Annotated in this window: 24 protein-coding genes; 17 read left to right on the top strand and 7 right to left on the bottom strand. The window is 42.9% G+C overall.

The window, feature by feature from the left end; genetic code table 11:
* Positions 1-27 precede the first annotated feature (27 nt).
* Together QYT14_RS04355 and QYT14_RS04350 are read left to right on the top strand one after the other, a co-directional pair.
* Positions 28-1,302 carry a putative DNA modification/repair radical SAM protein gene (locus QYT14_RS04355; protein ID WP_288323998.1) on the top strand — a complete coding sequence of 425 codons (1,275 nt, stop codon included), beginning with the start codon at positions 28-30 and terminating at the stop codon, positions 1,300-1,302.
* A complete protein-coding gene (locus tag QYT14_RS04350) occupies positions 1,299-2,066 on the top strand; it encodes a TIGR03915 family putative DNA repair protein (protein ID WP_237038232.1) in 768 nt (255 codons plus the stop codon). The genes QYT14_RS04355 and QYT14_RS04350 overlap by 4 nt, the downstream gene beginning before the upstream one ends.
* Before the next feature lie 8 nt (positions 2,067-2,074).
* On the opposite strand, the gene truA is transcribed toward QYT14_RS04350, so the two are convergent.
* Entirely contained in the window at positions 2,075-2,824 is a 750-nt protein-coding gene (gene truA, locus QYT14_RS04345; protein WP_237038233.1) for a tRNA pseudouridine(38-40) synthase TruA, read from the bottom strand.
* A gap of 40 nt (positions 2,825-2,864) precedes the next feature.
* Entirely contained in the window at positions 2,865-3,539 is a 675-nt protein-coding gene (locus QYT14_RS04340) for a DUF5715 family protein (RefSeq protein ID WP_237038234.1), read from the bottom strand.
* Between the two features lie 160 nt (positions 3,540-3,699).
* Between QYT14_RS04340 and QYT14_RS04335 the strand changes: the two genes are divergently transcribed.
* The 11 genes from QYT14_RS04335 to xpt all read left to right on the top strand — a co-directional run bounded on the left by QYT14_RS04335 (position 3,700) and on the right by xpt (position 15,571).
* Positions 3,700-4,683 (top strand): PhoH family protein, encoded by a 984-nt coding sequence (locus tag QYT14_RS04335; protein WP_288323997.1) that lies wholly within the window; start codon positions 3,700-3,702, stop codon positions 4,681-4,683.
* Entirely contained in the window at positions 4,680-6,737 is a 2,058-nt protein-coding gene (locus tag QYT14_RS04330) for a RecQ family ATP-dependent DNA helicase (RefSeq protein WP_288323996.1), read from the top strand. The genes QYT14_RS04335 and QYT14_RS04330 overlap by 4 nt, the downstream gene beginning before the upstream one ends.
* A 5-nt stretch (positions 6,738-6,742) precedes the next feature.
* On the top strand, positions 6,743-7,864 hold the full coding sequence (locus QYT14_RS04325) for a DNA-processing protein DprA (protein ID WP_288323995.1): 1,122 nt from the start codon (positions 6,743-6,745) through the stop codon (positions 7,862-7,864).
* Between the two features lie 32 nt (positions 7,865-7,896).
* A complete protein-coding gene (locus QYT14_RS04320) occupies positions 7,897-8,841 on the top strand; it encodes a phosphoribosylaminoimidazolesuccinocarboxamide synthase (protein ID WP_288323994.1) in 945 nt (314 codons plus the stop codon).
* 83 nt (positions 8,842-8,924) lie between these two features.
* Positions 8,925-9,665, top strand: coding sequence for a bifunctional demethylmenaquinone methyltransferase/2-methoxy-6-polyprenyl-1,4-benzoquinol methylase UbiE (gene ubiE / locus QYT14_RS04315; RefSeq protein WP_237038237.1), 741 nt, complete (start codon positions 8,925-8,927; stop codon positions 9,663-9,665).
* A gap of 17 nt (positions 9,666-9,682) precedes the next feature.
* The gene (locus tag QYT14_RS04310) at positions 9,683-10,426 is read left to right on the top strand and encodes a shikimate dehydrogenase (RefSeq protein WP_237038238.1); all 744 of its coding nucleotides are present in this window, start codon (positions 9,683-9,685) and stop codon (positions 10,424-10,426) included.
* Positions 10,427-10,429: 3 nt separating this feature from the next.
* Complete coding sequence (locus QYT14_RS04305; RefSeq protein ID WP_288323993.1) at positions 10,430-11,374, top strand: alpha/beta hydrolase; 945 nt, start codon at positions 10,430-10,432, stop codon at positions 11,372-11,374.
* A 275-nt stretch (positions 11,375-11,649) separates the two neighbouring features.
* A complete protein-coding gene (gene aroC, locus QYT14_RS04300; protein ID WP_237038240.1) occupies positions 11,650-12,726 on the top strand; it encodes a chorismate synthase in 1,077 nt (358 codons plus the stop codon).
* Positions 12,727-12,877: 151 nt separating this feature from the next.
* Positions 12,878-14,230 (top strand): dipeptidase, encoded by a 1,353-nt coding sequence (locus tag QYT14_RS04295; protein WP_288323992.1) that lies wholly within the window; start codon positions 12,878-12,880, stop codon positions 14,228-14,230.
* Between the two features lie 13 nt (positions 14,231-14,243).
* Positions 14,244-14,867 (top strand): nitroreductase family protein, encoded by a 624-nt coding sequence (locus tag QYT14_RS04290; RefSeq protein WP_237038242.1) that lies wholly within the window; start codon positions 14,244-14,246, stop codon positions 14,865-14,867.
* Between the two features lie 137 nt (positions 14,868-15,004).
* On the top strand, positions 15,005-15,571 hold the full coding sequence (gene xpt, locus QYT14_RS04285; protein ID WP_288323991.1) for a xanthine phosphoribosyltransferase: 567 nt from the start codon (positions 15,005-15,007) through the stop codon (positions 15,569-15,571).
* A 121-nt stretch (positions 15,572-15,692) separates the two neighbouring features.
* Here xpt and QYT14_RS04280 read toward each other — a convergent pair whose 3' ends face one another.
* A complete protein-coding gene (locus tag QYT14_RS04280; protein ID WP_288323990.1) occupies positions 15,693-16,001 on the bottom strand; it encodes a hypothetical protein in 309 nt (102 codons plus the stop codon).
* Between the two features lie 130 nt (positions 16,002-16,131).
* Between QYT14_RS04280 and QYT14_RS04275 the strand changes: the two genes are divergently transcribed.
* A complete protein-coding gene (locus tag QYT14_RS04275) occupies positions 16,132-17,019 on the top strand; it encodes a WYL domain-containing protein (RefSeq protein WP_288323989.1) in 888 nt (295 codons plus the stop codon).
* Positions 17,020-17,155: 136 nt separating this feature from the next.
* Here the strand turns inward: QYT14_RS04275 and QYT14_RS04270 are convergent, their stop codons facing one another.
* The 4 genes from QYT14_RS04270 to QYT14_RS04255 form a co-directional block, all read right to left on the bottom strand.
* Positions 17,156-18,790, bottom strand: a complete 1,635-nt coding sequence (locus QYT14_RS04270; protein ID WP_237038246.1) for a flotillin family protein — start codon at positions 18,788-18,790, stop codon at positions 17,156-17,158.
* A 23-nt stretch (positions 18,791-18,813) separates the two neighbouring features.
* Positions 18,814-19,311, bottom strand: coding sequence for a hypothetical protein (locus QYT14_RS04265; RefSeq protein WP_237038247.1), 498 nt, complete (start codon positions 19,309-19,311; stop codon positions 18,814-18,816).
* A gap of 138 nt (positions 19,312-19,449) precedes the next feature.
* Positions 19,450-20,259 carry an N-acetylmuramoyl-L-alanine amidase gene (locus QYT14_RS04260; protein ID WP_237038248.1) on the bottom strand — a complete coding sequence of 270 codons (810 nt, stop codon included), beginning with the start codon at positions 20,257-20,259 and terminating at the stop codon, positions 19,450-19,452.
* A 6-nt stretch (positions 20,260-20,265) separates the two neighbouring features.
* On the bottom strand, positions 20,266-20,814 hold the full coding sequence (locus tag QYT14_RS04255) for a TlpA disulfide reductase family protein (protein WP_288323988.1): 549 nt from the start codon (positions 20,812-20,814) through the stop codon (positions 20,266-20,268).
* A gap of 93 nt (positions 20,815-20,907) precedes the next feature.
* On the opposite strand from QYT14_RS04255, the gene QYT14_RS04250 reads away from it, so the two are divergent.
* The 3 genes from QYT14_RS04250 (at position 20,908) to QYT14_RS04240 (ending at position 24,459) form a co-directional block, all read left to right on the top strand.
* The gene (locus QYT14_RS04250; protein ID WP_288323987.1) at positions 20,908-21,648 is read left to right on the top strand and encodes a DUF6064 family protein; all 741 of its coding nucleotides are present in this window, start codon (positions 20,908-20,910) and stop codon (positions 21,646-21,648) included.
* Between the two features lie 74 nt (positions 21,649-21,722).
* Complete coding sequence (gene lysS / locus QYT14_RS04245; protein ID WP_288323986.1) at positions 21,723-23,453, top strand: lysine--tRNA ligase; 1,731 nt, start codon at positions 21,723-21,725, stop codon at positions 23,451-23,453.
* 10 nt (positions 23,454-23,463) lie between these two features.
* The gene (locus QYT14_RS04240; RefSeq protein WP_005936570.1) at positions 23,464-24,459 is read left to right on the top strand and encodes an NAD(P)H-dependent glycerol-3-phosphate dehydrogenase; all 996 of its coding nucleotides are present in this window, start codon (positions 23,464-23,466) and stop codon (positions 24,457-24,459) included.
* Positions 24,460-24,465 lie beyond the last annotated feature (6 nt).

Genomic DNA, 24,465 nt, shown 5'->3' with positions numbered 1-24,465 from the left:
TTTGGCGAAAATATCCCTGTTGAAGATATGAACGAAAACGTCCTTGCCAAACTCAAGATACTGGCGGAATCTGCCAAATACGATGTGTCCTGCTCCAGCAGCGGGACAGTGCGCCGCAATTCATCGGGCACACTGGGAAACACTGTTGGAGGTTGGGGTATCTGCCATAGTTTTGCTGAGGACGGGCGATGCATCTCGCTGCTCAAAATCATGCTCACCAATTATTGCATTTACGATTGCGCCTACTGCATCAACCGCCGCAGTAACGACATTCCCCGTGCCACGCTCTCGGTGAGCGAATTGGTAGACCTCACCATCGAGTTCTACCGGCGCAATTACATCGAAGGACTTTTCCTGAGCTCGGGCGTAGTGCGAAATCCCGACTACACGATGGAGCGCCTCGTACGGATTGCCAAAGACTTGCGGCTCGTACACCGGTTCAACGGTTACATCCATCTGAAAAGCATCCCGGGTGCCAGTCGCGAGCTGGTGAACGAGGCCGGACTCTATGCCGACCGTCTGAGCGTAAACATAGAGATACCTAAAGAGGAGAATCTCAAACTTCTCGCTCCCGAAAAAGACCACCAAAGTGTATACCGACCCATGCGCTACATTCAACAGGGGGTGCTCATGAATAAAGAGGACAGAAAGAAGTTCCGCCATGCTCCACGCTTCGTCCCTGCCGGGCAAAGCACACAGATGATTGTCGGAGCCACGTCGGAATCAGATAAGGATATATTGTATCTTTCCTCTTCACTGTACCGACACCCCACGATGCGGCGCGTTTATTATTCGGGCTATATTTCGGTCAATACTTACGACAAGCGACTTCCGGCACTGAAGCAGCCCCCTTTGGTACGCGAGAACCGTTTGTATCAGGCAGACTGGCTGTTGCGGTTTTATCAGTTTAAAGTGGAAGAAATTGTGGATGATTCCTACCCCGACCTTGATTTGGAAATCGACCCCAAACTGAGCTGGGCACTTCGGCATCCCGAACAATTCCCGGTAGACATCAACCAGGCCGACTACGAGATGATACTTCGTGTACCGGGCATCGGGGTTAAATCGGCTAGGTTTATCGTCGCTTCGCGCCGCTTCTCGAAATTGGGATTCTATGAGTTGAAGAAAATAGGAGTAGTGATGAAGAAAGCACAATATTTTATCACCTGCAACGAGCTCCCCACCCGAACGGTAAACGAACTCACCCCTTCGGGAGTACGGAAACTGTTGGTACCCAAGCCTAAGAGAAAGACAGATGAACGACAACTGATATTGGAATTTGAAGAACCCGAAAACGAATGAATATCTTTATCTACGACCATACCTTCGAAGGCTTGCTAACCTGCATTTTTGATGCCTACTCCCGCAAGACTTTCCCCGACTTGCTTTTGATGGAAGGTGAGCCGCTACCGCTATTTTACAACGAAACCTTTACCGTCATCACCGATGAAGGCAAAGCAATGCGCGTGTGGCGCGGATTAGAGAAGAGAATATCCTGCCATGCCCTGTCCGCCCTCACCTATTGCTGGCTGTCGGAGCTGCCGGAAGTAGACAAAATGTTGTTCCGCTATATGAGAAAAGCAATCGACTCGCCTCGTTCCATCGAGACAAACTTTGCAGATGCAGACGTTCTTGAATTGTCAAAAATCTATAAGAAGGTGGATGGAGAGCGAATACACCTGATGCAGTTCGTCCGCTTTCAGAAAGCTGTGGACGGAACATTCTTTGCCGCTGTCGAACCACAGTTCAATGCTCTTCCCCTGACTGTGGAGCATTTCAAAGACCGCTTTGCCGACCAACCGTGGCTAATCTACGACGTGAAACGGCAATACGGATATTATTACGACTTGAAAGAGATGAAAGAAGTTACTTTTGAAAATCCCCGGCAGGCCCATTTGGTCACAGGTATGTTGAACGAAAGCCTGATGGATAACGATGAGAAGCTCTTCCAACAATTATGGAAGACTTATTTCAAGGCTATCTGCATCAAGGAACGGCGGAATCCGAGAAAACACCGGCAAGATATGCCTGTGCGCTATTGGAAATATCTTACCGAAAAGCAATAATCTCCTCCTTACAGGATGAACAGGTCTTCCGGATATCCCACATCGACCAAAAACAGAGCGTGTCCCGGCACTGAGCTTCCGGCACTGCATCTATCCTTTTTCTCTATGACTTGCCTGAAACCCTCTATCGAGAGTTTTCCACGGCCCACTTCTATCAATGTACCCACCACAGCCCTGACCATGTTCCTCAAAAAGCGGTCTGCCTGAATTGTAAATACCCATTCCGTTTCACTGACTTGTGTCCACTCGGCATGCATTATCTTGCAATTATTCGTCTTTACATCGGTATGCAACTTGCTAAAACTGGTGAAATCGGTATAATCAAACAAAGTACGGGCCGCCTCATTCATCTTCCCGAAATCCGGCTCATTGAAAAGGCGCCATGCGTATTGACGGTTAAAAGGCTCTTTCCGGGTAGTTACATAATATTTATAAGTGCGATAAGTAGCATCAAAGCGGGCATGCGCGTCATCCTTCACCCGCTTTACGCCATATACGGCAATATCGGGAGGAAGCAGACGGTTCAGCTTATCCGTTATCTGCGCCCCATCCAATTCACTCTCAAAGTCAAAATGCGCCACCATGAGCCGGGCGTGCACACCGGCATCCGTGCGTCCTGCTCCCACCACCTCTATCTCTTTTCTCAAGAAAGTGGAAAGCGCACGCATCAACGCTTCCTGCACACTCATACCGTTGGGCTGGATTTGCCAACCATGATAATTTGTTCCGTCGTAAGCTAGATATATAAAGTATCGCATTTTAAAATCTAAATAAGAGGTTTAAAAACAACAGTCCGGATTAGCGGGCAGTGATGTGAAAACATCCTTGCTTTAACTCATACTTAATGTAACATCTGTCTGCTTTCCGAAGGTCACGCAACACTTCAGCCAAAACAAGTTTTAACGTATCGGCACTCACATCCTGCATAGGACGTCCGTCAGGGTCTTCCACCTTTTTGAAACGACGGTAACTCACGTCAAATGTGGTTCCGAAAGCATGAGCTGAGTTTGCGGAAGCATTTCCGTTACGGCGACGCAAACGCTTGACATCGTCGGAAGTACGAAGTACGGAAGTAACGATGATTTGATTCGGGTTCAATCCTTTGCAAGTCAGTGAATCCAGAAAATTAGCTCCGATAGTATCCAATAATGCACCGGCTTTCGGCACCAAAAAAGGAATGGAATGTGTAAGCGAATCCATGGCATATCGCTCGCATGGAGCAACCTCCACCAACTTACCGCCCAATCCTTCCGCTTCTGCACGGGAGGCCAAAGGGCGGATACCAATCCGCTTTGCCACACTCAAATGAGTATCATTCAAATCACCAAAACTGCGTTTATAACTGATTACACCTTTTATATTACGAGGTTCATTCATCTTCATGGACATATCTTTTTCCTTACACCCCGAAGACACCGTCAAAGTAAACAGAAGAGAAAACAGTGTGCAACATGCACATTTCATATAATTCATAACTTTATTGTCTTTTTCATTATTGCCGGGCAAAGATAACCTAAAATCTTTTTTCAGGAAAAGCTTATGCAAATAAATTGCCCCGGAAAATGAAAACAATGAAAACCTTTCATTAAATTTGCACCCTATAAAATAGTACATCTGTACCTAAACTAGTTAAATGATAGAAAAACATATTGTTTTAGAGGATATTGATCCTGTTATTTTTTATGGTGTAAACAACGCCAATATGCAAATGATACAAGCTTTGTACCCCAAGCTGAGAATCGTGGCACGTGGAAATGTCATTAAAGTGATGGGGGACGAAGAAGAAATGTGTGCTTTCGAAGAGAGTATTCTGGCACTGGAAAAATATTGTGCCCAGTATAATTCATTGAAGGAGGAAGTCATTCTGGATATTGTCAAAGGACGCAAACCCCAAGTGGAAAAGACCGGCGACACGATTGTATTCAGTGTGACGGGGAAGCCTATCGTGCCTCGCAGCCCCAATCAGTTGAAACTGGTGCAGGAGTACGAAAAGAACGATATGCTGTTTGCCATCGGTCCGGCCGGTTCCGGAAAGACTTATACCGCTATCGCGCTTGCTGTACGCTCTCTGAAAAACAAGGAAATCAAGAAAATCATTCTAAGCCGCCCGGCTGTGGAAGCCGGTGAAAAACTCGGTTTCCTTCCCGGTGATATGAAAGATAAGATTGATCCTTATCTGCAACCGCTGTATGATGCTCTGCAGGATATGATTCCGGCTGCCAAGCTGAAAGAATATATGGAACTGAATGTGATTCAGATTGCTCCTCTGGCATTTATGCGCGGACGTACACTGAACGATGCCGTGGTGATATTGGACGAGGCTCAGAATACCACGACACAGCAAATCAAAATGTTCCTCACCCGTATGGGCATGAACACCAAAATGATTGTTACGGGAGATATGACGCAAATAGATTTGCCCTCATCACAAACTTCGGGACTGGTGCAGGCTTTGAAAATTCTGAAAGGAGTAAAGGGTATCAGCTTTATCGAACTGAATAAAAAAGATATCGTGCGACATAAGCTGGTAACCCGCATTGTGGATGCTTATGAGAAGTTCGAGGAAAAACAGAAAGCCGAGCAAAAAGCGAAACAGAAAATAGAAAAAGAGAAATGATAACACGCAGTAAGGCAGAAACTATATTAAAGCAAGTATTCGGACTTGAACATTTCTACGACGAGCAATGGAACACCATAGAAAGATTGCTTAGAGGAGAACGTATGCTGCTGATAGAACGAACCGGTTTTGGAAAATCGCTTTGTTATCAATTCCCTGCCATACTTTTTGACGGAGTAACTATCATATTCTCACCACTCATTGCTTTGATGCGCGACCAGACAAATGCTCTAAAAGCCAAAGGTATTGCTGCACGCTATATAAATTCGGAACAAGCTCCGGAAGAAAACACCCAAGCCATTGCCGATGCATTGGAAGGGAATATCAAAATTTTATATATTGCACCCGAACGACAGGAAAATCAAGAATGGATAGAAGCCACACGAAAAATGAAATTATCCATGATTGTCATTGACGAAGCACATACCATATCCGTATGGGGACATGACTTCAGACCGGCTTTCAGGCGCATCATCAACTTAGTGAATTTATTGCCCAAAGATATGCCGGTATTGGCTACTACCGCAACCGCTACCCTACGCGTACAACAGGACATCGAACAACAAATCGGTGGTAATCTGCAAACAATTAGAGGAAACCTGCTAAGAGACAACTTCCACCTCTATGTCGTCGAGACACAATCCGAAGAGGAAAAGATGATAGGTCTGGCACATTGGCTAAAAAGACTACCGGGCACTGGATTAATTTACGTGGGAACACGCATTCAAACAGAACAATATGCCCGTTGGCTTCAACAAAATGAAATAGATTGCATCGGTTATAATGCAGGACTTGACGGCGAGCAACGAAAAGAAATAGAACAAGGGCTCATGGAGAATCGCTGGAAATGCATCATTTCCACCAATGCCTTGGGCATGGGTATTGACAAGCCGGATATCCGTTTTGTCATCCATACACAAATACCGGCTTCACCGATACATTATTATCAGGAAATAGGGCGTGCCGGAAGAGACGGAAAACCCACCGTAGCCATTCTGTTCTATAACTCATCGAAAGATGCAAACGGAGTTCAAGAGGACTATAAACTTCCAAAAGTATTTATTGAATCGGCACGGCCTACAACCAATACATACTTAAAGGTCATAAGCCTGCTGCAAGAAGAACCCTTAGGCCTGTACGACCTCATGCGAAAAACAAACCTGAAACAAACACCCCTCATGGTGATAAAAGCAGACTTGATAGAGCAAGACATCATTAAAGAAGTGATATATAACGGCTGTAAAAAATATGAATATCAATTCGGTGCCAATCCATTGGACACTACCATATTCGAAGAAGTGCGTTCAGCCAAGCTGAAAGACTTAGACAGTATGGTAGACTATGTATTCACACAAAAACCACGCATGAAGTACCTTTGTGATTTTTTGGGAGACACAGAGTTGAATTTCCATAAGAACTGCGACAATACGGATTTGGTGAAACGGAAAGTGAAGGTTTCAGAAAAAGATAAAGAACTCATCAAAAGTTTTTGGGATAACTACTTTCCCGAATTAGTAGTAGAAAGCAGCAAAAGTAACCTGATAAACGGTGTGGCTGGTGCTTACTACGGAATATCCCATATAGGCACCTGCATCCACAGATGCAAATACGAACAAGGCGGAGACTTTCCAGATTCATTATTGAAAATGACATTACAGGCTTTCCGAAAACGATATGGCAACAAACAGTTCGACTTGATATTATATGTACCCCCAACTTTATCTGGCGACTTAGTGAAAAACTTTGCCCATAAAATAAGTGTTGTACTGAAGATTCCCATATCCGACCAATTGAAAAAGACCAGAGAAACGGATGCGCAGAAAGTATTTCAAAACAGTATCTTGAAAAAAGACAATGTAGCAGGAGCATTCTGTTTGACGGAACCGGAGCTTATAATCGGAAAATCCATCTTACTAATAGATGACATTTACGACAGCGGAGCAACCATCAAAGAAATCGGAAAAATGCTTTCCAAGGCTGGAGCTATAGAAATAGCTCCCCTGGTAATAGCAAAAACAATAGGCGGTGATGACTTAGAAAAAAGAAAGGATTAAAAATCATGAAACAGGAATATGCTTATTGGATGGCATTAGCCCATACAGAAAGAATGCGGACAGTACGCAAAAATAACCTGATAGTCCGCTGTTACGAAAAAGAAATGGATTTATCCGATTTCTTTCATAGTGATTCGTCTATATGGAAAGAAACATTTGAACTGTCCGACGAGGAGACAGAATGGTTACAAGCTGCAAAAGCAGAGTTGCCCAACTATTCTTTTTTGGCAGAAGATTTACTGGAACAAGGATATGATATGATTCCTATAACCTCTTCGGATTATCCCAAAGCATTGAAAGTAAATCTGAAAAAGACGTATGCCCCTCCCCTGATATATATCAAAGGGAACAAACGATTGTTACAAGAGGACAGCATAGCCATTGTCGGTTCACGCCAAGCAGGAAACACTTCTTTGATTTTTACCGACAACATAGCACGCCGGGCAGCACAAGAGGATAAAGTTGTTGTCAGCGGGTATGCCAAAGGAGTGGACAAACAGGCATTGGACTCCACTCTCAAATATGGTGGGAAAAGTATAGTTGTCCTACCTCAGGGCATCACTTCTTTCACTTCTGGTTTTAAAGCACTATACAAAGACATCATAGCCGGCCGAGTATTGGTCTTGAGTACTTTTCAGCCCAAAGCCCCATGGAATGCAGGACTGGCCATGGCAAGAAACATCTATATCTACGGATTGGCAACAGATATCTATGTTGCAGAATCCGATAACAAAGGAGGGACTTGGTCGGGAGTCATTGATGGATTACGCAAAAAACGCAAGGTATATGTCCGCCAACCGGCACCTTTGGAAAAAAATGCCAACTTACTTTTAATAGAAAAAGGAGCTATTTCCGTATCTTTGCAGGGAAACGCTTGTGAAGCGGAAATTGCTATGGGAATTGTCGACGAACCCAATTGCGAATATGAAAGTCTAAACAACAAAATAAAAAAAATACTGAAGGGACAGAAATTAAGCTCCAAAGAAATCATCGAGCGACTGAAATTAGACTGGTCAAGCCGGAAAATGACAGATTACCTCCAAAAGATGCAAGACATTGAGGCAAGTAATCAATCACCTAAGCGTTTTATGATAAAAGACAGTAATAACGAACCAACACTGTTTTAACAGAATATTCATTTTATAATTATAAAAAAGACATGAGTAAAGCATTAACAAGAACAGACTTTAACTTTCCGGGACAAAAGAACGTGTACCACGGCAAAGTGCGTGATGTGTACAACATCAATGACGAAAAGTTAGTAATGGTAGCTACAGACCGTATCTCTGCATTCGATGTAGTTCTGCCCGAAGGTATCCCCTACAAAGGACAAATGCTGAACCAGATTGCAGCCAAATTCCTGGATGCAACCACCGACATCTGCCCCAACTGGAAAATGGCTACTCCCGACCCTATGGTAACCGTAGGTGTTATGTGCCAGGGATTCCCTGTAGAAATGATCGTTCGCGGTTATCTTTGCGGTAGCGCATGGCGTGCTTATAAAAACGGTGTCCGCGAAATCTGCGGTGTGAAACTTCCCGAAGGGATGAAAGAAAACCAGAAGTTCCCGGAACCCATTGTAACCCCGACCACCAAGGCTGAAATGGGTCTACACGACGAAGATATTTCGAAGGAAGAAATCCTGAAACAAGGTTTGGCTACTCCTGAAGAATATGAAATTTTGGAGAAATATACATTGGCTTTGTTCAAACGCGGTACAGAAATCGCTGCCGAACGCGGATTGATTCTGGTAGATACCAAATATGAATTCGGTAAGCACAACGGCACTATCTACCTGATGGACGAAATCCATACTCCCGACTCAAGCCGCTATTTCTACTCGGAAGGTTACGAGGAACGCTTTGCTAAAGGTGAACCCCAGAAACAACTTTCTAAAGAGTTTGTACGTGAATGGCTGATGGAAAACGGTTTCCAGGGTAAAGAAGGACAACAGGTTCCTGAAATGACTCCCGAAATCGTAAACTCTATCAGCGAACGCTATATGGAATTGTTCGAACATATCACCGGTGAGAAGTTTGTAAAAGCAAATACAGACAATATCGCCGAACGTATCGAAAAGAACATTACCGAATACCTGAAATAAATGACTCTCCTCGTTTAAAAAGGAGAATGTATCCGGGACGGACTGAATCCGCCCCGGATTTCCCCCTATATATAAAGAAGCGTATGACTAACTATCCACAAGAAAATATCAAGCCCTACAACGCCGACGAAAAGAAAAGCGTGCAGGTAGAGAAAATGTTCGACAACATTGCTCCTGCCTACGACCAACTGAATCATGCCCTATCATGGAATATAGATAAAAGTTGGCGCCGCAAAGCCATCAACTGGCTGAAGCCTTTTCATCCGCAACGTATGATGGATGTAGCCACCGGCACCGGTGACTTTGCCATTCAAGCCTGCCGCATCCTTCAACCCGAAGAACTGATAGGCACGGACATATCGGAAGGCATGATGAATGTGGGGCGTGAAAAAGTAAAAGCTGCCGGCTTGGAGAACCGCATTTCCTTCGCCAAAGAAGATTGTACGGCACTCACTTTCCCCGACAAACGCTTCGATGCTATCACAGTAGCCTTCGGCGTACGCAATTTTGAAGACCTCGATAAAGGGTTGCGTGAGATGCACCGCGTACTCGACGACAACGGAAAATTAGTCATCCTCGAACTTTCCGAACCGGATTGGTTCCCTATGAAACAATTATATGCCATTTATTCCAAAGTAGTTATCCCCACCCTCGGAAAACTTCTTTCCAAAGACCAAAGTGCATACACTTACCTACCCCAATCCATCAAGGCTTTTCCACAAGGAGAAATCATGACTGACATCATCCGCAAAGCCGGTTTCAGCCAAGTAAACTTTAAACGATTGACATTGGGTATCTGTACACTTTATTTAGCAACAAAATAACTAAAAGCAAGAGTTTTATGAAAAAATATGGTTTGATAGGTTATCCACTCGGACATTCTTTCTCAAAGAACTTCTTCAATGAGAAGTTTAACTCCGAAAATATTGACGCCGAATATGTAAACTTCGAAATACCTTCCATCAAGGAACTGCCCGGCGTTTTGCTGGAAAATCATGATTTGGTAGGTCTGAACGTCACCATTCCTTATAAAGAACAAGTCATTTCTTATTTAGACGAATTAGACCCTGATGCAGCCGCCATCGGTGCTGTAAATGTGATTAAAATCATCCGCCCCGCTAAAGGAAAAATCAAACTAATCGGATATAACTCTGATATTCTGGGATTTACCCAATCTATTGAGCCACTGTTGGAACCGCAGCACAAGAAAGCTTTGATACTAGGCACAGGGGGCGCTTCCAAAGCCATTTACCATGGACTTAAAAAGTTAGGACTGGAAGCTAAATTCGTGTCACGCACCCCCCGCGAAGGGATGTTCACATACGAAGATTTAACACCTGAAGTGATGGACGAATACAAAGTAATCGTCAACTGTACACCGGTGGGGATGTATCCTCGTGCCAACGAATATCCCCATATTCCATACGAGTGCCTTACCCCCAACCATTTGCTTTATGATTTGTTGTATAATCCCGACACCACCCTATTCATGAAGAAAGGAGCCGACAAGGGAGCTGTCACCAAAAACGGTTTGGAGATGCTGCTGTTGCAGGCTTTCGGTGCTTGGGATATATGGAATAAATAAAGTATGAAAAAGAAATATCTTATCGGAACGGGCCTTGTGCTCGTTCTTCTTACCGTTATTCTGCTGGGAGCCAGCCAATATATGCTCAACTACTCTCTTCGTCCCGATAACCGGGGAAGGGATTTGGCCGGCTCATGGCAGTATATGTTCGACACTTACCCTTATCTAAAGCCGTGGAAAGACAGTTTGCAAAACGCAGGTGCTCTTAAAGATACATTTATCTATGCCCCGGACAATGTCAAAATGCATGCCTATTATGTAGCTGCCGCACAGCCTACCTCGAAAACCGCCGTCATTGTTCACGGATATACCGATAACGCTATCCGCATGATGATGATTGGCTATATGTATAGCAAAGAGCTAGGCTTCAACATTCTCTTACCCGACCTTAAAGACACGGGACTGAGCGGAGGAGATGCCATTCAGATGGGATGGCTCGACCGTAAAGACGTCATGCAATGGATGAAAACAGCCAACGAAATATATGGCGACAGCACCCGTATGGTGGTACATGGCATCTCAATGGGAGCAGCCACGACAATGATGGTGTCGGGGAAACCTCAGCCCGACTATGTAAAATGTTTTATCGAGGACTGCGGATATACCAATGTATGGGACCAATTCTCCAAAGAACTGAAATCCCAGTTCGGCCTTCCCCAATTTCCATTAATGTACACAGCCGACTGGCTATGCCAACTGGAATATGGATGGGGATTTAAAGAAGCATCCGCTTTAAAACAAGTCGCCCGATGCCAGCTCCCCATGTTCTTCATTCACGGTGACAAAGACGATTATGTTCCGACCTGGATGGTATACAAATTATATGAGGCAAAACCTGAACCTAAAGAGCTATGGATAGTTCCGGATGCCGACCATGCACATTCATATCTCATCCACACCAAGGAATATACGGAAAGGGTGAAAGCATTTACAGACCGGTTTATTTAATCTATAAGGAGTACTAAGCCTTTCATACGGAAGGCTTAAGCTTTTTGAATGGCAGGCTACTACGTCCTACCGCAATGGGACGTAATAGTCAGCTGTATAAAAAGACTTAACCCTAAGGAAGAAAAGCCTTAGACCGGCTAAAGACACGATAAAAAAAGCCGTGAAGAGTATACAAAGGATTAAGAGTGGAAAAGTAAAATTTTACCTGAAAGATAACCATTGTTTCAGGAAAATCGTTATCTTTACGAATAGAAACTTTTAAAACTACAAACAACATGTTTAATTCATTTGGTAACATTTTCCGATTAACGAGTTTCGGTGAGTCTCACGGCCCCGGTGTCGGTGGTGTAATTGACGGTTTTCCGGCAGGTATCGACATCGATATGGATTTTGTACAGAAGGAGCTGAACCGCCGCCGTCCCGGACAATCGCTCCTTACCACCAGTCGCAAGGAACCCGACACAGTGGAGTTCCTTTCAGGCATCTTTGATGGAAAGTCTACAGGCTGTCCCATTGGTTTCGTGGTATGGAACAAGAACCAACATTCCAACGACTACGAGAATATAAAGAATCTCTTCCGCCCTTCGCATGCGGACTATACTTATATGGAAAAATACGGCATCCGCGACTATCGTGGCGGAGGACGTTCATCGGCGCGTGAAACAATTTCGCGCGTAGTGGCCGGTTCACTTGCCAAACTTGCTTTAAAGCAACTGGGCATTACCGTGACAGCCTATACCTCACAAGTGGGACCTATCAAGTTGGAGCAAGACTATAAAAGCTACGACCTCGACCTGATTGAAAGCAATGATGTCCGTTGTCCCGACCTTGAAAAAGCAAAAGAAATGGCAGAACTTATCTGGAAAGTCAAAGGTGAAGGCGATACCATCGGTGGTGTGATTAGTTGTGTGATTAAAGGATGTCCTATCGGATTGGGACAACCTGTATTCGGTAAACTGCACGCTGCATTGGGAAATGCCATGTTGAGCATCAATGCCGTGAAAGGCTTTGCCTATGGACAAGGATTCGACTCCATGGAACTGAGGGGTAGCGAACAAAATGATGTATTCTACAACAACGGCGGACGGGTGGAAACAAAAACCAATTACTCCGGCGGCATTCAAGGCGGCATCAGCAACGGACAGGATATCTATTTCCGTGTTGCATTCAAACCAGTCGCAACAGTGCTAATGGAACAACACACCGTAAACGTCAATGGCATTGACACCACTATGAAAGCCAAGGGACGTCATGACCCCTGCGTATTGCCCCGCGCCGTTCCGATTGTAGAAGCCATGGCAGCCATCACCATTTTAGATTACTATTTGATAGACAGAACCACTCAATTATAAGAATTATCTTTATAGAAAGTCCAAAGAGACAAACAGCCTGTGTGCTTCTCTTTGGGCTTTTTATATGTACATTTTTTCTTTATTTAAGTTTTATAATTTTTTTCTTTTCCTCGGGAGCGTTAACTTTAACCCGATAAAAAATCATTCAGCTATGGAAATTAAACAATACATTAAAGAAAATGAAGCCCGCTTCATGGAAGAACTCTTCAGTCTCATTCGCATTCCCAGTATCAGTGCATTGCCCGAACATAAAGACGACATGCTTGCTTGTGCCCAACGCTGGAAAGAACTGTTGCTGGAGGCGGGAGCAGACGAAGCAATGATTATGCCGTCTCAAGGCAACCCATTGGTATTCGCACAAAAACATATCAGCGACGAAGCCCCTACAATATTAATATATGCGCATTACGATGTAATGCCCGCAGAGCCGCTGGAACTTTGGAAAAGCCAACCGTTTGAGCCCGAAATACGTGACGGACATATCTGGGCACGCGGTGCGGATGACGATAAGGGGCAATCCATGATTCAGGTAAAAGCCTTCGAATATGTGGTGAAGCACGGACTGTTGAAGCACAATGTAAAATTTATCTTCGAAGGAGAAGAAGAAATCGGTTCACCCAGTCTGAATGTTTTCATCAAAGAGCATAAAGAACTGTTGAAAGCTGATGTTATCCTTGTCTCGGATACAAGTATGCTGGGAGCCGACCTTCCCTCGCTGACTACCGGACTACGCGGGCTGGCATATTGGGAAATCGAAGTGACAGGCCCTAACCGCGACCTTCACTCAGGTCATTTCGGCGGAGCAGTGGCCAACCCCATCAATACCTTATGCAGCATGTTGGCAAAAGTCATTGATGAAGACGGTCGCATCACGGTTCCTCATTTCTACGATGATGTGGAAGAAGTGCCTGCCGCAGAACGCGAAATGATTGCCCAAATACCTTTCGACGAACAAAAATATATGGCCGCCATTGATGTAAAGGCATTGAAAGGCGAAAAAGGATATTCTACGTTGGAGCGTAACAGTTGTCGTCCGTCATTCGATATTTGTGGTATTTGGGGAGGATATACGGGTGAAGGCTCTAAAACCGTATTGCCATCAAAGGCTTACGCCAAGGTATCCTGCCGTCTCGTTCCGCACCAGAATCATGAGAAGATATCCAAATTGTTTGTCGATTATATCAATACTGTCACTCCCGATTATGTAAAAGTAAAAGTAACTCCCATGCATGGTGGCGAAGGTTATGTTTGCCCTATAACCCTCCCTGCCTATCAAGCTGCCGAAAAAGGATTTACCAAAGCCTTCGGGAAAAAGCCGCTTGCCGTTCGCCGAGGAGGAAGTATCCCCATTATCAGCGACTTTGAACAGATTCTGGGTATAAAAACGGTATTGATGGGATTCGGATTGGAAAGCAACGCTATTCACTCTCCCAATGAAAACATTCCCCTCGATATTTTCCGTAAGGGAATTGAAGCAGTGGTCGAGTTCCACTTAAATTACTAATCATTTACTAAAAATGAATACAAATACAATATTCAAGTTATTACCTGCTGTTGTGTTATCAGTAATGACGATGGAAAGTTGCCAAAATATGGATAAAAACGAAAATATCAAAAAAGAGAAAAGTGCTATCGAAATAATTATGGCACGCAAGAGTGTCCGTTCTTATACATCCCGACCTGTGGAAAAGGAAAAAGTGGACATCATGCTAAAAGCGGCTATGGCTGCTCCCTCGGCTGTGAACAAGCAACCTTGGTCTTTTATCGTAATAGACGACAAAGAAGTATTGAACCATTTGGCACAGGTATTGCCGTATGCCAAAATGACTGCGGAAGCACCCATGGCCATCGTGGTCTGCGGTGATTTAACCAAATCATTGAATGGAGAACTCGGACAATATTGGATGTTGGACTGTTCTGCAGCTTCCGAAAATCTATTGCTGGCAGCCGAGGCTTTGGGATTGGGAGCTGTATGGACAGCTGTTTATCCGGAAGAACAACGTATAGAAAATGTACGCGCCGTCCTGTCATTGCCCGAATATATTGTACCCTTCAACTTAATCCCTATCGGTTATCCCCAACGCAATGAGGAACCAAAAGATAAATTCAAGCAGGAAAACATACATTACAACCAATGGTAACGCCAGATAGCATGTAAGAAACAAGTATTGTTATATTTCGCTGTAAGAATGAATAAAATCCGCCCAAAACAACTTGCTTTATGTATTTGGGCGGAGAATTTGTAATTTTACCACCATTATCAAAAGTCACACAACCAATGAAAGTATTAAAAGAACGAATCTTACGAGACGGCAAATGTTTTGAAGGAGGTATCCTAAAAGTAGATAACTTCATCAACCACCAGATGGACCCCATCCTGATGAAATCTATAGCCGTGGAATTTGTACGTCGTTTCGCCTCAACCAACATCAATAAAGTAATGACAATCGAGGCCAGCGGAATCGCACCTGCCATCATGGTGGGATATCTGCTTGAACTCCCTGTGGTCTTCGCAAAGAAGAAAAAGCCCGTCACTATGGAAAATATGCTCACCACCAGTGTATATTCTTTCACCAAAGACCACTCTTACGATGTTTGTGTCAGTAAAGACTTTCTCCAAAAAGGGGACCGTGTTCTTTTTATTGACGACTTCCTCGCCAATGGCAATGCCGCCAAAGGTATTATCGACCTGGTAGAGAAAGCGGGAGCCGAACTTGCAGGCATGGGCTTTATCATCGAGAAGTCATTCCAACACGGTGGTGATTACTTACGCAACGCGGGCATACGCATTGAATCACTGGCTATCATTGATAGTTTGGACAATTGTGAAATCAAAATAAGATAATCATACTTACACTGATATCCGGCTTCGGATATCAGTGTAAGTACAATTCATGTTATAGCCAAAAGTTAGTGTTGAAATTATACAAAGGTAAAAAACAGAATGGAAGCAGAATAAGTTAAGTTTATTCCATTCCGTAATCAAACTCATAAATATTAATGCGGATATAATCATAATCAGTACGTGATATAATAGCCTCCAATGCTTCATCGCTAGATTTATCCGCCCAAGAACTTTTTATTTTCTTATATACTTCGGGCAACTGCTTTTTAGATACCTCCAAAAAATAATCCATATAACCATCGTATAGCTCACGAAAGAAATAAAGGGCACGGAGTTTTTGATGATCAAAACCGACGTCTTCCGTTCTACACACTACCGATTCATTATTGCCTTCCACTTTAATTAACTCAAGCGCTGTAAAGTATGCCATAATCTTTTCAAATTTTAGTAAAACAATTATTTTCTCTATCTCTATTGCAAAGGTCCGGCATTTCTGCACAAGATATATGTGCATTGCTCTTTTTTTTATTATGTTTGCAAGAAAATAAATCAAAAATACAATGGTCACAGACAAAGCATTGTGGTTGGCTGATTTCTTATACCGAAAAAAGAAAGCCACTAGAGAGCAGATAGAAAAAGCATGGGAGAAAAGCAATATCAGTTATGGTAAACGCTTAGGAAGACGAACTTTTCAAGAGACAAGAAACAAAGTAGAAAGATTGTTTGACATAAATATTGACTACAATGCCAAAACACATGAGTATTATTTTGAAGACCCTGAAATATTTCAAGAAAACAGTATTCGAAACTGGTTATTAAAAACTCTGTCCGTTTCCAATCTTTTGCAAAGATACCGGACTATGCAAGAACGCATCTTGCTTGAAGAACCCGCTTATGGATACTTCTACCTCCCCGACATACTGGAAGCAATGGAAATGTCCGCAAAGATAGAATTATCTTATCACCCTTTCAACGATAATAAATATACCACTTTGTTTTCACCCTACTGCTTAAAGGTGTTCAAACAGCGATGGTATGTGTTGGGATTCTCTTCCCGTCATCAGCAAATACGGACTTTTTCTTTCGACAGAATAGAAGACATTGCTCTTACAGAAGAAGCGTTCTCTATTCCCAAGGACTTTAACCAGCATTCTTATTTCAATAATTGTTATGGCATTACCTATTCTCCCCACTTGGAGCTGGAGATTATCGTCTTTAAGGTAAACAGCAGACAGATTCCTTACTTTCGTACCCGCCCTATCCCTCATTCCCAAACGGAAATCAAAGAAGGTATTTTTCAGATTAAAGCCTATTTATCCTATGAATTGATACAGGAATTGTTATCATACGGCAGTAATATAGAAGTATTCTCTCCTACTTCAGTAAGGATTAAGATAAAAGAAGAGGCTATGAAGATGATAGAAATGTATCAAACAAAACTGCCATAAGCAAAAGGAAGTGTATCAAAACTCCCAAGTTACCCGCCTCTACCACAAAATGATAAGCCGGTGTTATTTTGATACAACTTCCACCTTCAGCTCTTTAATGTCCAACAACACTATATAAGCTGAACAAATTCAATCTCTATTTTTTCTTATCTTCCGTCTTCTCCTCTTTCTTTTCTTCCGGATTAATGATTCCTTTCACTGTCTCTCCAATGGGCAATTTATCAAGTACCCCAAGGCTCGGAGCCACTGTTTTCACCAACGTGTTCAAGAAATTACTTGTCCCACCGTTGCCTCCGTCAAACACTGTAATATTACCCAAATTAATATGTTCAAATGCTTTCACCTGTTCACCGGCGATTTCCTTCCATTGGTCTACCATCTTATACTGAATGGCAATTGCCGGATTCGATTCGGCAGCTTTCACCATTGCTTCGAAACCTTCAGCTTCGGCAAGTAATGATTTCTTCTTACCATCTGCTTCCGCTTCCAATTTCATCTTGATAGCCTGAGCTTCAGCCTGAGCCTGAGCCAGCAAAGCCTTTGCTCGTGCCTCTGCCTCACGGGTTATTTTCTCAGCAACGGCATCCGCTTGCAAAACAGCTTCCTGTTTGGCTATTTCAGCAGGAACAATTTTATCTGCTTTCAATGAAGATTCCACCTTACGTGCCTTCGCTTCTTCTACTTCTTTTTGGGCAATTTCGCGAGCAGTCTGCACGGCTGCTTCCGAGCGGGCAGACGCTTCACCGGCTTGTTTGTCAGCGTTGGCCTGTGTCACTGCCAGTTCCGCATCAGATTGTGCAATAGCCTTTTGTGCTTCATTTCGTCCGATAGCCGCTTTCTTGGCAGCTTCAGCCTGCTTAATCTCCATATCCGAGTTCAACTCGGCAATACGACTTTCTTTTTCAGTATTAGCTTGTTCTATGCGAATATTCTTTTCGGCTTCAGCTTTTGCCACCTGAGACTCTTTTTCCGCATTGGCAATAGCTACCTGAGAGATACGGTCTTTATCGGCATTGGCAACCGATATTTCCTGCTGCTTCTTGGTTTCGGCAATCGCAATATCCTGATCTTTACGAGTCTCGGCAACCTTTGTCTCACGTTCCTTAATCTGATTGGCTATCTTGATTGCACCCAATTTCTCTTGTTCCTCAATATTTGCCTGTGCTTCATTCTGCGCTTTACTCTCGGCTTCTTTACCTAAGTTGACAATATAATTAGCAGCATCACGGATATCGCTGATATTGATATTCATCAAATAAAGTCCGAACTTACGAAGTTCCGTATCGATATTATCCTTCACCTTTGAAAGAAATTTATCACGATCCGAGTTCAGTTCCTCAATAGTCATGTCGGCAATGACCAAACGCATCTGTCCGTAAACGACATCGGTAATCAGATTTTGCTTATCGTCCATAGTCAACCCCAACATGCGTTCGGCTGCATTTTGCATCACTTCGGGGTCGGTACTGATGGCTACCGTAATAGTAGTAGGTACATCCACGCGAATATTCTGTGCAGACAAGGCACCGGTCAACTTGCAGTCTATCTGCATCGGTTTCATAGACAGAAATTCATACCCTTGTATAATGGGCCAAACAAAAGCAGCACCACCGTGATACAGTTTCGCCGACTTCTTGTCATTACCTGTCTTACCGTATACCACGAGTACTTCATCACTTTTACACTTGCGGTAACGAGAAAGGATACCGATAAAAGTAAGTAAAATGACTGCTACCAATATAGCAGCCATAATCATCATTTCTTGTGTCATAGATTATTTCTTTAAAGTTTCAATTATTGAATATATAATGTACCATCTTTATAAGCTGTAATGATTGTTTTATCTCCGGTTTGATAAGTCTTTCCACTTTCCGAAACCACATCCATCTCACGGATAGCACCATCACGCTTTATCTGGACGGTATATTTTCCATCACCATGCTTAAAATAAATAGTACTTTCCCTTCCCACCAATTGATCTGTTTTTTCACTACGGTTTACCTGCTGCAACTGATAAGCTTTCTTATAGAGAAACCAAACAGCCAACACAAAGAAAAGACCTATTAATATACCTATGATATAACTGACTACATCCGTATTTCCCGCCAGATACATATACCAGCCAAAGCCAATGCCAAAATGGGTAAGTCCTTTAAAAGACACCACACTGCTGATATCAGCATCTACGTCCACATCCGTATCAATGTCTCCGAAAAAAATAGAAAGAATAAATTGTATCACAAAGATTCCAGTTGTGATAAGAGCGATAATTAAGAAGATATTACTACTCATAATTGTTTGTGTTTAGTTTTTCACTCGATAGTTCAGATATACGAGTGTCAAATATACAAATTTGTCGGGCACAGGCAATAGTACATCTTTAGTTTAACAAATTTTTCTTATTGAATATAAAAAAAAGGAAGTTGTCCATTACTTCCCTTTCTTATAATCAGTTACTATGCCTTCTGCTATCCATTTAGCCAATGCCTGACGGTTGTTCTGCAATACCAGTCTTTGCTGGTCGCGCTTGTTTTGAATATTTCCAAGTTCCAAAAACACCGCCACCGGTTGCGTGTTGCGCAACACATAAAGGTTACGTTCACTCACCGTTCCGGTGAAACCTCGGTTGGGCTGATGCTTGTCGTATTTCTTATCAAAAGTGCGATGTAAGTTATTCGCCAAGCGTTTACCTTTGCTACTGCCCGGAGCATGATAAAAGAACACATCCGTTTGCTTCCCCTTACTCCTGCTATCCACATGAATAAAGACTGCCCGTTTATAATTACTTTTATCTTTCTTAAACAACTTGTCAACCCAGTTACAACGTTGCTTTAGCCGTTCCACCTGATTCAAAGGAATAGGATCTCCCATACAAGTTTCCCGCTTGCTATTCGATAAAATATGGCCGTTACGGATACCGTCTTTCTTATCTTGAATAATAATGTGTACTTTCGCTCCCCGTGTCAACAGTTCACGTGCCAAACGAAGAATGATATCATAAGCATATTCATCCTCATGCAACTGACGCCCCTGATAAATACCGATTGCCCCCGGGTCAGGACCTCCATGCCCACTCACCAAATAGAAACAAGCTCCACTAAGCTCGTTAGAGGTTATTTGATAAGTGGCAAGTTCTTTTCCAAAAAGAGGTTCCTTGCCGGTACGAGGCTTCTTATTCTGTGCAAACGATGAAAGAGACAAGACAAATAATGACGTAATCAGTATTATTATAAATCTCATTCCCAATTACTTTTCACCCAACATTTCATCTATCTTTTTACATAATGAAGCAAACTCTTCTGTATTATAAAGACGAGTCAACATCACAATCCTACCGGTCTTGTCAATCAACACATTACGAGTAATACCGGCCTTACGGTCTGCATATTTTGCAAAAATATCTGCACCCGGATCCAGTCCTAAAGGATAAGTCACCCCTGTCTGCTTGGCAAAAGCTACTACCTTATCAAGCGGTTCGTCACGATCTACTCCGTAAAGAGCAAACGCCTTATTATCTTTGTGCTTCTGCCAAATATCCTTTTCTATAAAAGGCATTTCCTTACGACAAACGCCACACCAACTGGCCGTAAACTGAAGCATAACCACTTTACCACGCAAATCGGAAAGTTTCACCTTTTGTCCGTTTGTCAGTTCCATTTCGAAATCAGGGGCCATATCGCCTACCTTCACTATATAACCGGCATCATCAGGAGTTACATCCTTCTTCTGTGCCTGCATCGGTTGGCTGAGCAAGCATGCGCAAACCAACATCATTAAACTCATAAGCTTTTTCATTGCATTCTCCATTTATAATTTGCCACAAAGATAGACTATTCAATCGTTTTTTTGTAATTTTGCCGCCCGAATTTAACCAATAACCACATCAAGATGAATATTTTTTGGGAAACAATCGCTCAGTATAATGCCGGAACATGGATTTACCAACTAATTATCACCCTTGTTGGCTTATGGCTTACCTACTCATTATTCCACCATCCCACCCCTTCAAAGAAAAAGGGAATGAAGCTTTATCTTATTTTTATCAATGCATGGGTAGCCGTAGTTTATTATCATATTTATTGTGACCCGCGCAGCTACAGCAATGCATTAGCTCTTTTTTGGGGAATCATGTGCCTTTTCTGGATTTACGATTTAATAGTGGATTACACTCCCTTCGAGTTGAACCACAAACACCAGAAACTGGCCGTCTTATTATGTTTCCTTCCTTTGGCCTACCCCCTGTTTTCTGCGGCCCGCGGTATGCATTTCCCCATGATGACTTCTCCGGTCATGCCGTGTTCGGTAGCAGTATTCACCATCGGACTATTACTGGCTTTTTCACGACGAGTCAATCTTTTCCTCATTTTATTCCTGTGTCATTGGGCACTTATCGGTTTTACCAAAACTTATTTCTTCCAGATTCCCGAAGATTTCTTACTGGCAAGTTCAGCCGTTCCCGGATTATACCTTTTCTTTAAAGAATACATAGCGGCCAACCTGCACACTGCAACCCACTTAAAAGCACGTCTCATCAATATTACTCTCCTTGTTGCTTGCGGAGCCATCAGTCTGTTGTTTATGATTTCCATGGTATGTGAACTGGCACAAGATGGAGACTTATCGAAATAAAAATAAGTCTAAATGAGGTACTTTGCAAAATCTTTCGTATTTTTGCCTCCAAATTGAGTTAATGTTTTAACAGGATGAACGTATTAGAACTAAGTGAACAGGAGATTATCAGACGGAACAGTCTGAATGAAATGCGCGCTATGGGCATTGACCCGTACCCCGCAGCTGAGTATGTAACCAACGCATTTTCTACAGATATAAAAGCCGAGTTCAAAGAAGATGAAGCAGAACCCCGCAAAGTATCGGTAGCCGGACGTATGATGAGCCGCCGTGTAATGGGTAAAGCATCATTTATCGAATTGCAAGACTCCAAAGGCCGTATTCAGGTATATATTACCCGTGATGATATCTGTCCGGATGAAAATAAGGATTTATACAATGTAGTATTCAAACGTCTGCTGGATCTTGGTGACTTCGTTGGTATCGAAGGATACGTGTTCAAAACACAGATGGGTGAAATCAGTATCCATGCCAAAAAGCTGACTGTACTGTCTAAATCCCTGAAACCGCTGCCTATCGTAAAATATAAGGATGGCGTAGCTTATGACAAATTCGAAGATCCGGAATTGCGTTATCGCCAACGTTATGTCGACCTGATTGTCAACGAAGGTGTAAAAGAAACTTTTGAGAAACGTGCCATCGTAGTTAAAACACTGCGTACCGCTTTGGATGAAGCCGGTTATACAGAAGTGGAAACTCCTATCCTTCAATCCATTCCCGGTGGAGCAAGTGCACGTCCATTCACAACACACCATAATTCATTGGATATAGACCTCTATCTGCGTATTGCAACAGAACTTTATCTGAAGCGACTCATCGTAGGTGGTTTTGAAGGTGTATACGAAATCGGCAAGAACTTCCGTAATGAAGGTATGGACAAGAACCATAATCCAGAGTTTACCTGTATGGAACTTTATGTTCAGTACAAGGATTACAACTGGATGATGAGCTTCACCGAAAAATTATTGGAACGCATCTGTATTGCTGTAAACGGAAGTACAGATAGTATTATTGACGGAAAAACAATCAGTTTTAAGGCTCCTTACCGCCGCTTGCCCATTTTGGAAGCCATTAAGGAAAAGACCGGTTATGACCTCAACGATAAGACTGAAGAGGAAATACGTCAGGTTTGCAAAGAGCTGAAAATGGAAGAGATTGATGAAACAATGGGTAAAGGAAAACTGATAGACGAAATCTTCGGAGAGTTCTGTGAAGGTACTTATATCCAACCGACTTTCATTACTGACTATCCGGTAGAAATGTCACCGCTGACAAAAATGCACCGTTCTAAACCGGGACTGACAGAACGCTTTGAATTGATGGTAAATGGTAAAGAATTAGCGAATGCCTATTCTGAGCTTAACGATCCGATTGATCAGGAAGAGCGTTTCAAGGAACAGATGAAGCTGGCCGACAAGGGTGATGACGAAGCAATGATTATTGACCAGGATTTCTTGCGTGCATTACAATATGGTATGCCTCCCACTTCGGGTATCGGTATCGGTATCGACCGATTAGTGATGCTGATGACAGGCAAACCTTATATTCAGGAAGTATTGTTCTTCCCGCAGATGCGTCCTGAAAAAATTACTCCGAAAGACCCGGCAACCAAGTTCATGGAACTAGGCATTGCAGAAGAGTGGGTTCCCGCCATTCAAAAAGCCGGTTACAACTTAGTGAGTGATATGAAAGATGTAAACCCGCAGAAGTTACACCAAGACATCTGTGGTATAAATAAGAAATATAAATTGGAATTGACCAATCCGACGGTAGATGAAGTAGCCGGATGGATTAGCAAAATCTAATTGACAAAACATGAAATTGCCCGGTAAAATAGCAATAATGGGTGGTGGCAGCTGGGCCACGGCTATTGCAAAGATAGTCTTGGCTCAGTCTGAATCAATCAACTGGTATATGCGTCGTGACGACCGAATTGAAGAATTCAAACGTCTCGGCCATAATCCGGCTTATCTGACCAGTGTGCGCTTTGACATCAAGCGCATCAACTTTTCGTCAGATATAAACAAGATAGTCAAGGAGTCGGATACGCTGATATTTGTAACTCCCTCTCCTTATCTAAAAAGCCACCTCAAAAAGCTGAAAACCAAAATAAAGGACAAGTTCATCGTCACAGCTATTAAAGGTATCGTCCCCGACGAGAACCTGATTGTTTCCGACTATTTTAATAAAGTATACGGTGTTCCCGAAGACAACATTGCCGTTATCGCAGGACCTTGCCATGCAGAAGAAGTCGCTTTGGAGCGTCTTTCTTATCTGACTATCGGTTGCAAGGATATTGACAAAGCCAAAATCTTTGCCCGCCAACTGGCCGGACATTATATCAAGACCTCAGTAAGCCCCGATGTAGCAGGTATCGAATATGCTTCTGTATTGAAGAATATTTATGCCATTGCTGCCGGTATTTGCAGTGGTTTGAAATATGGCGATAACTTTCAAGCAGTATTGATATCGAATGCCATACAGGAAATGAATCGTTTCCTCAACACCGTACACCCCGTAGAACGCTCTATCGACGATTCTGCTTATTTGGGAGACTTACTTGTTACTTCTTATTCCAATTTCAGCCGAAACCGTGTGTTTGGTACAATGATTGGTAAGGGGTATTCCGTAAAAAGCGCACAAATAGAGATGGAAATGATAGCAGAAGGCTACTACGGCACAAAATGTATTAAGGAGTTAAATAAGCACTTGCACGTGAACATGCCCATCGTAGATGCCGTTTACAATATATTGTACGAGCGCATCTCGCCCATGATTGAGATAAAATTATTAACTGATTCATTCAGATAAAATTCA

Source organism: uncultured Phocaeicola sp., from assembly GCF_948499155.1.
In the GTDB taxonomy this organism is placed as follows: Bacteria; Bacteroidota; Bacteroidia; order Bacteroidales; family Bacteroidaceae; genus Phocaeicola; species Phocaeicola faecalis.
Note: the sequence above shows the minus strand (reverse complement) of the source record. Positions and strands in the feature narration are given on the sequence as shown.